Source organism: Corallincola platygyrae (assembly GCF_039544265.1).
GTDB classification, from domain to species: domain Bacteria; phylum Pseudomonadota; class Gammaproteobacteria; order Enterobacterales; family Neiellaceae; genus Corallincola; species Corallincola platygyrae.
On record NZ_BAABLI010000008.1, the window covers coordinates 150,188 to 163,135 of the forward strand.

A 12,948-nucleotide genomic window follows, 5' to 3' on the forward strand; every position below is an offset into this window, starting at 1 on the left:
CCTTAGGAAAAGATGTTCGTAAGGAAACCCATTGGTGTTTATAAGAATTACTGTTTTCTCTCTCGCGCTACTGCTGTCGGGGTGTGAGTCAAACAACGCGACTTATTCTCAGTCGTTATGTCCTGACGTTAAACCGTTACTGGGTAATTTGGACATAGTGGTTTACCAAAACAGCACCAAAAACAAGATGACTCAAAATCGTGGTATCAAGCCAAAGAGCTTTATGGAAAGGTTGGCTGATGTTGATGTTATGTTTGCAGGTGGGATTCCGGTAGCTGTATATAACCCTGGAGCTGCCGAAGCCCCCGGAGAGGAGCTTAAATTCAGCGCAGATAGTAATGCCAATGACATTTTGGGGGGCCTAGTTAAAAGCAATCTGGAAAGAGCGAATTGGGTCGAAGTCAATGAAGTAGTCTCTCTTCCCTCATTTCAATTGGAGGAAAGAGAAGCTGCATTTAAGACGTCCAATGCCAACGTTGTCATGTTTATTGAGTATTACTACGAGTTGGTAAACTCCAGGGCTATCTACCTGAATGCCAAAGTGTCACTGCATCCTAGAAAAGTGAACTTTAAGGAAGAATATCTTTTCGACGCTAGGTCTGTGGGGCAACTGAAACAGAATAAGACCCTTTACCGCAAAAGTTTATTCGTTTCTTCGCAAATGTTAGACAAAAGTGTGGAACAAGCTCAAGCGATCGAAGTGGTTATGAAGGATGACTATTTGCTACTTCGTGAGACAGTCGCAGACTCTTATGTGCAACTAAGTGCACTTATCACTCAAAACTTAGAACAGGGTATTTGTTTGTAAGAAAGAGTGGGCCTTTAAGGCCCACTCTCGCTGTTTAGAGTGCGTCGATAGCCGCCTGACCGAGTGCGGCATCGTCTTGCTCACTCATACCGCTGATGCCGATGGCGCCCACCACCTGGCCATCAAGGTAGACAGGTACGCCACCACCGATGCCGGTGAATTTTGGATCGCTCCAGTAACCTAAGTCCTTCCCTGTTTCCTGAGCCCACTGAGCCAGGTTAGCCGTTGGTTGGCGATCTCGGGCTGAGGTATAGGCTTTGTTCTGAGCGAGTAGTGCGGCGTGAAATGCCACTCCATCCATACGGGCAAAGGTCACCAGCTCACCGTGGGCGTCAACAACCGCAGCAGCCACTGCCACACCTTTCTGTTGCGCTAGTTCAATAGCTTTATTGACCAGTGCTTGAGCGTCAGAAAACTGAATATCCATGATAATTCCCAAAATGTTCGATTAAGGCAGTTCGTTGCCACGGGCTGACACGTAAAGCTTGTACCAATCTTCTCGGCTCAGGTTCACCTCTGTGGCCATCGCACATGCGCGCAGTCGGCCTTCATGGGTGGTTCCTAATACAGGTTGAATGGCTGCTGGGTGGTTCATGAGCCAGGCCAGCACAATCGCCTCGGCACTGGTTTGATAGCCATGGGCCATCTCTCTCACCAAGTTTGCAGTGGCTTGAATATGGCCCGGCTGATCGCTGACGTCGCGACCGCTGAACAGACCCTGCGCCAAACTGCCCCATGATTGCAGCTGTACAGCGTTGCGCTGGCAGTATTCTGTCAAACCGGGTGTGTAGCCAACATTGGCGCTATCGCCGGTACCCACCAGTACACCATCTTCAACAAACGCATTCTGACTTAGGCTGAGAGGCAACTGGTTAACGATCAGAGGCTGTTCGATCTCTGATTGCAGCAGTTCAATTTGATGCTGGTTCATATTCGATACGCCGAAATGACGCACTTTGCCGCTGCGCTGAAGCTTTTCAAATGCTTCTGCGATAAGGCCGGGCTCCATCAAAGGGTCAGGACGGTGCAGCAACATAATATCCAGGTATTCAGTCTGCAGGCGGCTCAGGATGTTATCTACGCTCTGCGTGATCCACTCTGGGGACAGGTCATAGCGCTTTGGCCCGTGGTCATCTTCAAAGCGAATACCGCATTTGGATTGCAGGATGATGTTTTCTCGCAATCCAGGGCGAGATTTTAGCACTTCACCAAATACCTGTTCCGCTTTGCCAAGGGTGTAGATATCTGCGTGGTCAAAAAAGTTGATGCCACAATCTAGAGCAACATCCACTGAACGGTGGGCCAGCTCAAGATCCTGGCCAGAATAGGGTTGGTTATCCCAACTTCCTCCCAGCCCCATGCAGCCGAATATCAAGCGACTAACCTCTGGCAGGTGGTTTTGAATTGGTAAGGTTTTCATGATCACTCCCGGGGTAGTGGACCCTAGCTGTGTTTGTTTGCTTCCCGAAAGGCTCGTGGCAAAACCGCGTAGCGGATTATTTAGTGTCAAAAGCCTTCAAATTTGGTTCATGCTAAATCTAGTCAGGAGAGCTGCCAAGCACCAAAGAACGAAAAACTCGAACTTTAGTTCGAGTTTTGGAAGGGCACAAATGCTGTGCTAGCGAGCTCACTCGCATAGAAGATAGTCCATTATCCCGAGGGACGGCTGACGCGATATCAATAGTAAATGTCGTCACTGTTGTGGACTTGCGGGTCGTCGATTACTTCATCGAATCTCACCACAAACTCGTGGTCATCAACGAAATCGTTCAACAGCAGCAGGTGGTGCTCTCTATCGATACTGCGTATCCGGCCATCGCCCTTTTTAGTTGCGCAGTAATTGCCCAACTTTGCCTTTGAAACATCCATAGGGTTAGCTCCATCGGGTGGGTGGCCATCTATGTTAGTATAGAAGGTTCTACAGTGTGGCTATTGAATCGGTTCAATCTGTCGAATAGCTGAAAAAAATCGTTTGAATACGCCATATCGCCCCTAAACAACACTGCAAGCCATATACTTCGGATAAACAGCATGTTGTCTTAACGTTTCCCGGCCGCATTTTGCTCCCCAGTGTTTCCCTAAAGGAGGCTTATTTTATGTTACTTAGGTCATCTATTTTCTTGCTACTGATTGCAGCGGTGCCAGCCGAAGCCGTAGAACTCTATACCTGTTCGACCCGTTGGCTTCCTGATAACAACGAGCTTAAGTTTTTGGGTGCTGCTGAAGATGCAATGTCGATAGGGATTGCAGATGATGGCTCAGAAGCCATTCAACGGGCAGTGGTCAAGGGGCCAAATGATATTGCTCAAGTAAAGCTGCACCTCTTCAACAAGCGCTTGGATGCTGCCAGGATCACGTTTGAGATTTTCCTTCCCCATGAATTTGGCTTCAGTGTTGCGGGTCATAAGCTACCCTTGGGTTTTTGGGGAGGACGATCTGACAGCATGTGTATGGCTGGTGGCTGCCCCGTATCCCAGCAGGACGGTTTCAGTGTGAGGCTTACCAATGACGCTGGCGCAGTTAACTTATACAGCTACCATTTAAATCGAGGCACACAGGTAGAGCTATCGGGCTCTCAATATGGAAAGGTATTTCACAGTGGGGTCAACTTGCCACTTGGTGAGTGGGTGTCAGTCTCTGTTGTTGTAAAGCTCAACCGGCCGGGTTATTTCAATGGTGAAATATGGTTGTATCTGGCTGGAGAAGAAGTTCTCCATCAAACTGGCTTGCTGTTTCGTAATACGTGGGATTGGTGGATTCGAGGGCCTCTGCTGACCGATTTGTGGGGCGGTAATATCTATTTGTGGGGAAGCCAATCTCCAAAAGACCAGAAAATGTGGTACCGCGACTATACAATAGAGAGTCTAAGTACCAAGCCGAGTTGCGATTGAACGCTGTTATTCCTAGGACAGGTTTACAACGCAGGATATTCTCACGAAACCGATTACCTAGCTGCACCAGTCTTGATGACAGCTATTTCTTTCTGCAGTAGGCAGCGATCAGATACATTGATTGGCCATTAGCTTTACCTGAAATCAGTGTTGGGTCATCAGACAGGCTGATGCCCCGCACGACTGTGCCTTGCTTGATTACCTGAGATGAACCTTTAACGGGTAAGTCTTTGATGACAGTAACGCTATCGCCCTTTTTCAGCTCGGTGCCATTTACGTCCAGTGTTTTCTCTGCTTCTTCCGCAATCCCTGCATCTGCCCAGGCTTTGACGTCATCTTCGAGGTACATCATGTCGAGGAGATCTTGCGCCCAACCTTCGCTGCTCAAGCGGTGCAGCATGCGGTATGCCACTACTTGAACGACAGGCTGTTGGCTCCACATGCTCTCATTGAGGCAATGCCAATGGTTAACTTCCAGGTCACCACCTTCCACTTGTGGCAGACAGGTTTCGCAAACAACGATCTGACTGTCTTCACCAATATTGGATGCACCTTCAACTTCAAGTGCCGTCAGTGCTTCTATGGCACCACACAGTTCGCACTTTCCTTCACAACGCGTCATCAGCGTGTTCGAAATAGACATGGGAATTCTCGTAGATTGTAAATGGGGCAAGTATACACCCGAGGATCGCTTCCGTGGTGTTGGAAAGTCGCGTTCGATTTGCGCAAACGCAATTTGAGGGATCTTTTTACGATGGCATTCGTATGAATGTCGATGCTTAGGAGATCTCATGCGCCAGTCAGTGCTTACTATCGCCACCAAATTTCGCCGGCCAAGCCTGCCTTTGGCGGATAACATTGTGATAAACGCCATATGGTTCGATTTGGTTTGGGCCAGTGCCGTTATTGGTGGCGACGCCTGGCTACCCGTCACAGCCGGGTTGCTGATACTGCATCTCTTTTTTACGTCAGATTGGGTAGCGGAGGTCAAACTTTGGTTAGCATTGGCAACGATTGGTGTACTGCTCGATGCGGGTCTCACCTACGCTGGTCTTTTCGACTTCGGTGACGCTTACATAATGAGCCAATACTCACCTATTCCCGTTTGGCTGATCGCACTTTGGCTCGGGTTTGTTTCAACACTGAACCGAAGCCTGAGATTTATGGCTCGCCGACTATGGCTTGCCGCCCTTATAGGTTTCGTCGTACCGCTGAGTTACTTTGCCGGCCAAAAGCTGGGGGCGGTCGAAATAAGTCTTAGTTTTTGGCAGGCATACCTGTTACTCGCTTTTCTTTGGGCAATCACTTTGCCTTTGATGGCTAGCCTGGCAGATGCGGTTAAAGAGCGAGCCAGCTCCAGGAAGGAAAAGCCCAGACAGGAAATGCCCAGCCTGGAAAAGCCCCAACAGGAGCAAAGGAGGTAGGCATGTTTGGTTTAATCAAATCGGTGGCGGCTCGACTCTTTGCCATCGCCATCACTCTATCTCTGCTGCTACCAGTTAGCACACTGAAGGCAGCAACAGGTACCACCACCACTCTTCTGCCTGAACCGGGATTGGAGATGGTTGGAGAGGCCAAGCTGAAGGTTATGTTCTGGAATGTATATCGCTCTCGCTTGTACACACCTGACGGCAGCTATCAGCAGGGGCAAAGGCCGATTAAGCTGGAAATCGAATACCTGATGGATATTGATGCTGAGGATCTGATCGAGAAGACTGAGGACGAGTGGCGGCATCTCAAAGTACGCAACGGTAAGCAGCCATACTGGGTGGCGACCTTGCAGGCGATGTGGCCAAACATTAAAGAAGGAGACAGGCTTGCGATCATCGTAGACGAGGCTGGCAAAAGCTTGTTTACTCACAACGAAGTACCGATTGGTGAGATTACTGACCCCGATTTTGGCACCAGCTTCACTGATATCTGGTTATCACCGAATACTAGTCGTCCTGAACTGAGGATGGCGCTGTTGGGCAAGTCCGGAAAGGGCGACTAAGGAGCTGACAGCCATGCAGCATACGCCAATGATTTTTCTGACTTTAGTAGTCATTTTGTTTTATTTGACCGCTTGTTCGGCTGATATCGATGACTATCGGGCAGAAGAGCCGCCCTTGGTTCTTGAGGAGTATTTTGACGGAGACCTGATTGCCTACGGCATTTTGCAGGACTATAGCGGCAAACTTACCCGCCGCTTTTGTGTTGAGCTAAATGGTCAGTGGAAACAAGAAGAAGGCAACTTAGTCGGCATTCTGGACGAAGATTTTTTCTTTGATGATGGTGAAAAACAGAAGCGTATCTGGCGGTTGGTCAGACATCAAAACGGAGAAAGCGTCCACTACACCGGAACCGCAGGCGACGTTATCGGTGAAGCTTCAGGGCGCACTGTCGGCAACGCATTCCACTGGAAATACGTGTTAAGAGTTCCCGTCCGAGATGAAGATGGTAGCGTCACCGAGTACGACTTGAACGTCGACGACTGGATGTATCTATTTGATGAGGAAAAACTGTTTAACAGATCAGAATTGATTAAATTTGGTATCACGGTTGGTGAGGTCACACTTTATTTTGAGAAAGGTGACCGTCTTACTTGTGATGCTAATGCCTAACGGGCGGACTTTGGGTGGCTTATTACCTTTCTGGTTAGGTTTCGAGGGAGCCTGACCTTCAGGTTTGGCTGCCAACCGGAAGGCAATTTTCTAACAAGTCATCAATCAACTTTCCGCCATCGACGCCTGGTGAGCCGAAAAGCTTATCTTCCAGTGTCAGTTGTACGATACCGTGAACACTGGCCCATATCGTTCTTACTCTGAGCTGTAAGGTGTCATCGTCAATATCGGGATAGATAGGCGCAACACAGCCTGCGACCAATAAAAGTAATCTATCAATTCGCTGCTGCTGCCACTCTGGAATAGCTTCTCCCTCAGCCAGTCTGTGCTCAAAGACAAGCCTCCAATGGTGGGGGTGTGTCAGTGCAAATACCTGATAGGCGTGGGCCATCGCAACCAGCTTTTGTTTGGGTGATGAGGCTGCTTCAATCGCTTGTTGCAACTTATCAGCTAAGCGATCCATGGTTTCGCCATTGACAGCCAACAGCAGGTAGGAATAGCTGCCAAACAGGTTGATTAGTGTGCCTGCCGAATACCCCACGAGTTTTGCCGCTTTTCTTAGGCTTAACTGATGGGCCGGTTCGTTTTGTAGGAATTCATCCACCAGCTTAAGTGTCAGGGCTTTTAGCTCTTCTGGGCGGTGGTCGTTTCTTCTAGCCATAATTGAACGGTGTTAAATAATTTCTTGACGACTGTGATGCAATACGCTTATCTTAATTTAACGCTGTTCAATTTCAATCATCTTTTAACCAAAAAGTCAGATTTGAGTTGATGTTGGATTGCGTTTTTTATGGATTTATTTTGAACGCTGTTCAATTAATTCGAGGAACCGAAGATGAACAAGGTTTGGAAACGAATACGGAACACCGCAACTGCCCTTATGGTTGCGATTGCGGGATTGACTTCAACGGCTCATGCGGCAGGGCTTATGACACCTATCAACAGCACTTTGCCCAAGCTCGACATTAAAGACCACAAGGTCAAAGTCACCATTGCCGATGGTTTTGCCACCACGACGGTAGAGCAGGTATTTAGTAATCCTCATAGTCAGGATTTGGAAGCGATTTATAGCTTCCCTGTGCCGAGTCGCGCATCAGTCGGTGAATTTACTTATTGGATAAATGGTCAGCCAGTTCATGGCGAAGTGGTTGAGAAACAAAAAGCGCGTCAAATCTACGAGCAGGAAAAACAGCAGGGTAATCATGTTGCCCTGACGGAGCAGGAGAGTTTCCAGCGCTTTGAGATCCGAGTTTTTCCAGTCAAGGCGCAGAATGAAGTGAAAATTCGTCTTGTTTATTTGCAGCCAGTTTCCATTGATCATGGAGTTGGCCGATTTCTCTACCCACTCGAGAGTGGCGGTGTGGATGAGGCTCAGAAGGCATTCTGGACGGCGGACCCGATAGTACATAGCGAGTTTTCCTTTGAGCTGGAATTGAAGAGTGGATTTCCGGTGGAAGCACTGCGTTTTCCTAAGCATCCTCAGTTCCATATGCAGCAGATTGGGCCGCAACATTGGAAGGCTGAGTTCAGTACATTAAGCGAGTCTGATCTGGAAGCGGGTGCGAGCAAGTTTCGCATCGATCAGGACATTCTGTTCTATTGGCGACTTAAGCAGGATCTACCCGGCAGCGTTGAGCTGATCAGCTATAAACCTGATACACAAAGCCAGGGTACTTTTATGTTGACCCTGACGCCTTCAGATGATCTTAAACCGTTGACTGTGGGGCGAGACTGGGTACTGATTCTGGATATGTCAGGCTCAATGAGTGGCAAATTCCAAACCCTGGTTGAAGGCGTTCGACGTGGGTTCGAAAAATTTGGTCCCAATGACCGTGTACGTATCGTTCTGTTTAATAACAATGCCACCGAGTTTACTAACGGCTATGTACCCGCGACACCTGCCAATCTGGATCAACTGGCCAATGATCTGGCGGCACGCTCGCCCGGTGGTGGTACTAATTTGATGGCGGGTTTGAAGCTGGGACTGAAACAGGTCGATGCTGACCGAACAACAGGGATCTGGTTGGTGACGGATGGTGTAGCCAATGTAGGTGAAACCAAACAGCGTAAATTCCTGGAGCTGGTGAAAGATAAAGATCTGCGCTTGTTCACCATGATCCTGGGCAATGAGGCTAACCGACCACTGCTGAATGCATTGGCGAAACGAAGTAATGGCTTTGCTATCGAAGTGTCTAATGCCGATGACATCTTGGGTCAATTAACGCTGGCTGCTAGCAAAGTGAACCATCAGGCTCTGCATGATATCGAGGTAGAGATTGATGGCGTGAAAGTGGGGGATCTGCAACCCGCCAACATAGGTAGTCTCTATCGTGGTCAACAACTGCAGCTGTTTGGTCATTACTGGAAAGCAGGTGAAGTGGAGGTCACCATTTCAGGCCGACGCGGAGGAGAAAAAGTTCGCTATCAAACCCGTTTCCAGTTGCCTGAGCAGACCAATGAGTTTCCTGAGTTAGAACGCCTATGGGCCTTTGCTCAGATCGACCACCTGATGGCCGAGCAAAGAGACTTTGGCGAAGATGCTGACCGTAAAGATGCCGTCATCGACCTGGCCAAGCAATATGGCTTGGTAACCGAATACACGTCGATGCTGGTGTTGGAACAGGAGAAATTTGCTGATTACGGTATCGATCAGACTAACGCCGACCGTATTGAGAAAGAACAGCAGGCGCGTCAGCAGCGTAAGCAGGCTCAACCAACCAATCGTCAGGTGGATAAAACCAATCAGCAGTTCAGCCGTCCACGCCCAAGCCTTGGCGGAGGCGGTGGTGGCAGCATGGGTTGGGGCTGGTTAGTTGGCCTGGTAGCGTTGGCCTTGTTCAGACAACTCTATAGTCTGCGTCGACGTATGAGTCAGGGAAGCTGATATGGCTGGTTTAATTCTACATCTTGTTCTGTTGGTGACCCTGGTTGGAGGCGGGGTCACCGCCTTTGCACAGGGCATCACCTCTCTAAGCAAAGGTAACGAAAAACAGCCCTCCGAATGTGTGGTATTGCTTCACGGCTTGGGTAAATCCGCTCGCTCCATGCAGTGGCTTAGCTATGAGTTAAGCCAAAGCTATCAGGTTGCCAATATCTCCTATCCATCTTTGAGTAAGCCAATTGAACAATTGGCGGCACCCACCGTTGAAGCTGGCTTGCAGCAGTGTCGTGGTTTGGGGGCGGACAGAGTGCATTTTGTGACCCACTCTATGGGAGGAATTTTGCTACGGCATTACCTGGCCCATCATGAGATCAGTTCGCTGGGGCGCGTGGTGATGTTAGGGCCACCAAACCAGGGCAGTGAGATTATTGACCAATTGCAGCAGTGGGAGTTTGTCGCTGATTTATTGGGGCCTGCGGGTAACCAGTTAAGTACCATCCCGACATCTGTGCCCAATAGTTTGGGGGCCGTTGAGTTCGAGCTGGGTGTCATAGCCGGAAACCAAACGGTCAATCCGATACTGTCACTTTGGTTGCCAGATGCTGATGACGGAAAAGTGTCTGTAGAACGTGCACAAGTTGAGGGAATGTCAGATTTTCTGGTCGTTGATGCGTCTCATCCGCTATTGATGTGGCGACCTGATGTGACTTTGCAGGTTGAAGCCTTTCTCCAAACGGGGCACTTTAGTGTGAACCCGGCCACTGATCATTCGTCAGACAGAGCTGAGAGGTCTAATGGTTAAGATATTAGGGATTGGTGATTTATCTCCCATAACCATTAATCCATTGATTTAAAGAGCCTTCGTTAGTTTGAATTAGTGACATACGTCCTTCGTAACAGTCCACTTTCGCTGCAACATTGAGCGCAAGTTCTCGGTCAAATCAGACAATTGGGCCGTTCCTGTTAGCAGTTAGAAGGAAATGCGACATGAAGTTTAAGTTCGCCTTGGTTTTCGCGGCGCTGGTGAGTGGTGGTTTGACAGCCTGTGGTGGTCCGGAAGCACCCTCCTGTGATGATTCCGATACTAAAGATTTAGTATTGGAGATTGTGGTCGATGAGTTGGTCTCTCAGATCGGTAAAACTGCAGCTGAAACCGTGGATCTTGAGTTGGATGCAATCCGTACTACGGATTTCAATGAGAAAACCGGTATGCAGGAGTGTGCCGCAGAGTTGATTGCTGAGGGTCCAGGCGGCGAAACGACCGCTGATATTACCTACACCAGCGAGCTTACAGATGAGGATGACGAGTTTTACGTCACCGTTTACGGCCTGTAACTTGGCTTAGTTATCCGCCAGAACAGGGATTAGTGTTACGCTAGTCCCTGTTAACAATGTTGGTGGAATTGTCGTGATACAGATATCAAATGCCGTTGAGTTAGGAGATTGGGAGGTTGAGTTAACACCGATCCGGGCTCAGGGCGCTGGTGGCCAGAACGTCAACAAGGTCTCTAGTGCTATCCATTTGCGATTTGATATTAAGCGTTCCAGCTTACCTGCATTTTACAAAGAACGCCTGCTAGCCCTTTCTGATCAACGAATCACCAAAGAAGGTGTCATCATCATCAAAGCGCAACAGTTCCGAACCCAGGAACTAAATCGTGAAGATGCGCTGAATCGACTTATTGCCTTGATTAAGTCTGCGGCTGTGCAACAGAAAGTCAGGCGACCAACCAAAGCGACACGGGCGTCTCAGCGTCGTCGTATGGATAAGAAAACCCAACGTGGCCAGACGAAAAATTTGCGTAAGAAAGTCGATTTTTAACCGTCGATACGTCCTACTTCCTCACTATCGTTTTCAGCCAGCGCTTTTAATCGGTTCTTAGATTCAATCCACTGTGCCATAAACTGTGTGCTTCTGTGGTGGTGGTGTCGCAGCATCGCACCGGTGAAGTTGCTCAGTCTGTGTTTAGCTAAATCATGTCTCAGTGTTTCTATTTGATTCAGTAAACGGGCGGCAATGAGCTTACCGTCAAACTTGGCGTAAAGTACGTCTAGCGATTTTTCGCTGGCGAGTTGCCAATCCTGGGCATTGCTATAGAGCTGTACCGCACTTGCTACAAAACTATCCTCATTATCTGCTACAGCGCCCGGCCAATGCTCCTGGCTGGCCATACCCTCGGCGCCAACAGATGTGGTGACACTGGGCGTTCCCAGTCGCATAGCATCGGCTAACTTGCCTTTGATGCCTGCGCCGAATCGGAGTGGTGCCAGCAGTACCCGGCTCTGAACTATTACTACATCTGCATCTGGTGCCCAGCCTTTCACCAGAAACCCTTTTTGGGGATCGTGTAATGCCGTCGCTTTCGGTGGTGGATAGGCTCCGTAGATGTGCAGTTCTGCCTCTGGCAACTGTTTCCGAATCTTTGGCCAAAGTGACTGTTTCAGCCAAAGCACGGCATCCCAGTTAGGCGCATGGCGAAAGTTGCCGATGCTGACGAAGTGGCTTCGTTGTTCATATTCCCGTTTGGCTTGGGGTTGGTTTTCGAGGTCGAGCATAAACGGGCAATGAAACAGTAATTGCTCTGGAACACCGTAGTGCTCTTTCAACAGGGTCTGCTCAAAGTCAGAAATAATCAAACTCAGATCACAGCGATAAATGCTGGCTATTTCACGCAATGCGTAGTCATTAGTCAGGTCTGCGCTGTTCATTTCTCGATGAGCTTTATGGGCCGTGTGGCGAGCATGACGCAAACTGTGCAGGTCTTCGGTATCAAGCAGTTTTAATGCGTCCGGGCACTGTTGACTGACCCGCCAACCAAACTGCTCCTCCATCATAAAGCGGTCAAAAAGCACGATATCTGGTGCCAGTTCAGATACAAAATGGTCGAATGCTGAATCATTAAGTGGGATCGCCTGCACTTCTACGCCAAGTTCAGTAAGATCAACCATATGTTCGGTTTGTTGTGCCGGGCTGGCAAAACAAACCCGCCAGCCTTGCGCAAGAAACAGGCGGATAAGGGACATCATATGGCTGCCCGCAGCCGAGGAGTTCGGCTCAGGCCATACATAGCCAATAATTAGCACTTGTGTGGAATCGGGTTCTGACATCGGTTGGCTCTGCGACAGGCGTTGTTAGCAGCGGAGTTTACCAGATAGTTAGACTGGCTCGGCGAGTGGAAACGAGGAAGATTTAAATGACGTTTTTAATTGCAGGCCTAATCCTGTTTTTTGCACTGCATATGATACCGCACCAGCCAAAGCTAAAACTTGAGTTGATACGCCAACTTGGGACTCGCATCTATCTAGCGACTTTTACCCTATTGTCTTTAGCGGGGTTGGCGCTGATTATCTACGGCAAAGCCACCGCGGCTTTCGTACCCTTATGGGAGCCGCCTTGGTATGGCGTGTTAAGGCACCTGACCTACGCCTTTAATCTGATTTTTTGCATTCTGCTAATGGCCGTATTTATTCCCTGCAATATCCGCCGTCGCTTACATCACCCTATGTTAATTGGTTTTGCGTGTTGGGGATGGGGACATTTACTGGTTAATGGTGACCTTGCTTCGCTACTGCTGTTTGGAAGCTTTGCTATCTATGCGACATACAGTGTTTACAGTGCTATTCAGCGTCTGAAAATTTGTGAACTGCCACCCCAGCCAAATTGGCGAGATGCTGTGGTAGTGGCTATTGGTGCTGTGATGTATTCGGTGATGGTGCAGCTACACGGTGCTTTATATGGTGTGGCCTTAGTGGCTGCTGGGTGAA

At 49.0% G+C, this 12,948-nt stretch carries 16 protein-coding genes; 10 read left to right on the forward strand and 6 right to left on the reverse strand.

Features of this window, described 5'->3' with window-relative positions; all coding sequences use genetic code 11:
* Window positions 1-34: 34 nt before the first annotated feature.
* Window positions 35-808: a hypothetical protein gene (locus tag ABEA14_RS06210; RefSeq protein ID WP_345339023.1), complete on the forward strand. Its 774-nt coding sequence runs from the start codon at window positions 35-37 to the stop codon at window positions 806-808.
* A 34-nt stretch (window positions 809-842) separates the two neighbouring features.
* Here ABEA14_RS06210 and ABEA14_RS06215 read toward each other — a convergent pair whose 3' ends face one another.
* The 3 genes from ABEA14_RS06215 to ABEA14_RS06225 all read right to left on the reverse strand — a co-directional run bounded on the left by ABEA14_RS06215 (window position 843) and on the right by ABEA14_RS06225 (window position 2,677).
* Window positions 843-1,235: a GlcG/HbpS family heme-binding protein gene (locus tag ABEA14_RS06215; protein WP_345339024.1), complete on the reverse strand. Its 393-nt coding sequence runs from the start codon at window positions 1,233-1,235 to the stop codon at window positions 843-845.
* A gap of 21 nt (window positions 1,236-1,256) precedes the next feature.
* Window positions 1,257-2,228 (reverse strand): aldo/keto reductase, encoded by a 972-nt coding sequence (locus ABEA14_RS06220; protein WP_345339025.1) that lies wholly within the window; start codon window positions 2,226-2,228, stop codon window positions 1,257-1,259.
* Between the two features lie 257 nt (window positions 2,229-2,485).
* Window positions 2,486-2,677: a hypothetical protein gene (locus ABEA14_RS06225; RefSeq protein ID WP_345339026.1), complete on the reverse strand. Its 192-nt coding sequence runs from the start codon at window positions 2,675-2,677 to the stop codon at window positions 2,486-2,488.
* A 227-nt stretch (window positions 2,678-2,904) separates the two neighbouring features.
* On the opposite strand from ABEA14_RS06225, the gene ABEA14_RS06230 reads away from it, so the two are divergent.
* A complete protein-coding gene (locus ABEA14_RS06230; RefSeq protein ID WP_345339027.1) occupies window positions 2,905-3,699 on the forward strand; it encodes a polysaccharide lyase in 795 nt (264 codons plus the stop codon).
* A gap of 82 nt (window positions 3,700-3,781) precedes the next feature.
* Here the strand turns inward: ABEA14_RS06230 and ABEA14_RS06235 are convergent, their stop codons facing one another.
* Complete coding sequence (locus ABEA14_RS06235; protein WP_345339028.1) at window positions 3,782-4,342, reverse strand: PhnA domain-containing protein; 561 nt, start codon at window positions 4,340-4,342, stop codon at window positions 3,782-3,784.
* Between the two features lie 148 nt (window positions 4,343-4,490).
* On the opposite strand from ABEA14_RS06235, the gene ABEA14_RS06240 reads away from it, so the two are divergent.
* Genes ABEA14_RS06240 through ABEA14_RS06250 form a run of 3 tightly spaced genes read left to right on the forward strand, consistent with a single transcriptional unit; the run spans window position 4,491 to window position 6,302 of the window.
* Entirely contained in the window at window positions 4,491-5,123 is a 633-nt protein-coding gene (locus ABEA14_RS06240; protein ID WP_345339029.1) for a DUF2878 domain-containing protein, read from the forward strand.
* Between the two features lie 2 nt (window positions 5,124-5,125).
* Entirely contained in the window at window positions 5,126-5,692 is a 567-nt protein-coding gene (locus ABEA14_RS06245; protein WP_345339030.1) for a chalcone isomerase family protein, read from the forward strand.
* Window positions 5,693-5,705: 13 nt separating this feature from the next.
* On the forward strand, window positions 5,706-6,302 hold the full coding sequence (locus tag ABEA14_RS06250) for a DUF3833 domain-containing protein (protein ID WP_345339031.1): 597 nt from the start codon (window positions 5,706-5,708) through the stop codon (window positions 6,300-6,302).
* Between the two features lie 58 nt (window positions 6,303-6,360).
* Here the strand turns inward: ABEA14_RS06250 and ABEA14_RS06255 are convergent, their stop codons facing one another.
* Window positions 6,361-6,963 (reverse strand): TetR/AcrR family transcriptional regulator, encoded by a 603-nt coding sequence (locus tag ABEA14_RS06255; RefSeq protein WP_345339032.1) that lies wholly within the window; start codon window positions 6,961-6,963, stop codon window positions 6,361-6,363.
* A gap of 174 nt (window positions 6,964-7,137) precedes the next feature.
* Here ABEA14_RS06255 and ABEA14_RS06260 point away from each other — a divergent pair, with 174 nt between their 5' ends.
* The 4 genes from ABEA14_RS06260 (at window position 7,138) to arfB (ending at window position 11,005) form a co-directional block, all read left to right on the forward strand.
* Entirely contained in the window at window positions 7,138-9,186 is a 2,049-nt protein-coding gene (locus ABEA14_RS06260) for a VIT and vWA domain-containing protein (protein WP_345339033.1), read from the forward strand.
* A 1-nt stretch (window position 9,187) separates the two neighbouring features.
* The gene (locus tag ABEA14_RS06265; RefSeq protein ID WP_345339034.1) at window positions 9,188-9,985 is read left to right on the forward strand and encodes an alpha/beta hydrolase; all 798 of its coding nucleotides are present in this window, start codon (window positions 9,188-9,190) and stop codon (window positions 9,983-9,985) included.
* 185 nt (window positions 9,986-10,170) lie between these two features.
* Window positions 10,171-10,518 carry a hypothetical protein gene (locus ABEA14_RS06270; RefSeq protein ID WP_345339035.1) on the forward strand — a complete coding sequence of 116 codons (348 nt, stop codon included), beginning with the start codon at window positions 10,171-10,173 and terminating at the stop codon, window positions 10,516-10,518.
* Between the two features lie 73 nt (window positions 10,519-10,591).
* Window positions 10,592-11,005, forward strand: a complete 414-nt coding sequence (gene arfB / locus ABEA14_RS06275) for an alternative ribosome rescue aminoacyl-tRNA hydrolase ArfB (RefSeq protein ID WP_345339036.1) — start codon at window positions 10,592-10,594, stop codon at window positions 11,003-11,005.
* Here the strand turns inward: arfB and ABEA14_RS06280 are convergent.
* Window positions 11,002-12,291, reverse strand: coding sequence for a glycosyltransferase family 4 protein (locus tag ABEA14_RS06280; RefSeq protein WP_345339037.1), 1,290 nt, complete (start codon window positions 12,289-12,291; stop codon window positions 11,002-11,004). The genes arfB and ABEA14_RS06280 overlap by 4 nt on opposite strands.
* A gap of 86 nt (window positions 12,292-12,377) precedes the next feature.
* Here ABEA14_RS06280 and ABEA14_RS06285 point away from each other — a divergent pair, with 86 nt between their 5' ends.
* Window positions 12,378-12,947 carry an NnrU family protein gene (locus tag ABEA14_RS06285; RefSeq protein WP_345339038.1) on the forward strand — a complete coding sequence of 190 codons (570 nt, stop codon included), beginning with the start codon at window positions 12,378-12,380 and terminating at the stop codon, window positions 12,945-12,947.
* Window position 12,948 lies beyond the last annotated feature (1 nt).